Origin of the sequence: Acinetobacter sp. LMB-5 (genome assembly GCF_001541635.1) — a bacterium.
GTDB classification, from domain to species: Bacteria; Pseudomonadota; Gammaproteobacteria; order Pseudomonadales; family Moraxellaceae; genus Acinetobacter; species Acinetobacter pittii.
Genome location: NZ_LRDR01000035.1, coordinates 1 through 809 on the forward strand (window position 1 = coordinate 1; position 809 = coordinate 809).

Annotated in this window: 1 protein-coding gene; it reads right to left on the reverse strand. The window is 41.7% G+C overall.

Going from position 1 to position 809, the window contains the following annotated elements; all coding sequences use genetic code 11:
• Positions 1 to 33 precede the first annotated feature (33 nt).
• Positions 34 to 809: MobC family replication-relaxation protein (gene mobC, locus AW165_RS18360; RefSeq protein ID WP_212823884.1), on the reverse strand; the 776-nt coding region annotated here is incomplete at its 5' end.

Below are 809 nucleotides of genomic sequence, written 5' to 3' on the forward strand. Positions count from 1 at the left end.
GGGCTGATTTGGGGAGTCTTGCGACAACCTTATTCACCGCTTTTGGTCTCTTGTTTCTTGTAAGGTCTTTACCTCTTCTAATGTGAAGATTCGGTAAAGGTTTGAACGATAATACTCGAATGGGTGCTTCGATTCTTTGAACCTTATGTATTCAATTTTGTTGAAGTGGTTCTCTAACAGCTTTTTCATTTCGTTACTCTCAACGATGAAAAAGACTGCATGCCAGTACCCCTCTTTTTTTGCCTGTATGTGCTCTTTAAAAATGGTCCTGTAGCGTGATGGCGTTTGAATTGTTTGCATCAGTTCGAGTGCAATCTTTGCTCCCGAAGGACTTTTCACCAAGCCATCCGGTTTGTGTGCTACCTGATATTTTTTGCGTACATCTTCATGCTTACCATTTTCCCAATCACGCCATCCATTTTTTTGTAGCTGGAGCTGCACAAACTGTACTTTCATTTTATGTTCTGCATTCTTGGCCGTGACTCGGTACGGTACAAAACTCTTCTCTCTGCCATTACTTTTCTGTTGGTTTTGCGCAAGGCCTAAGTCGGTCACTCCCCACAATGCAAGCTTCCCTCTTGGCGTTTTTAGTTCGTACTTTTTGATGAGGTCTAAGCCTTTTAGTTTTGCCAGTAAACGATCGAGAGGCTGCCTTTTTTGATAATTCAAAAGCACCATTAAGTTGGTGATTGTGGAGTACGTTTCTTGTATTAAAAATTGTATGACGCATTGCATGTTGTCTGCATTTCGTTGGTAACGTTCGGTTTTATCTTGGATCAGATATTGTGTGTTCATCGGCCTCTGCCATC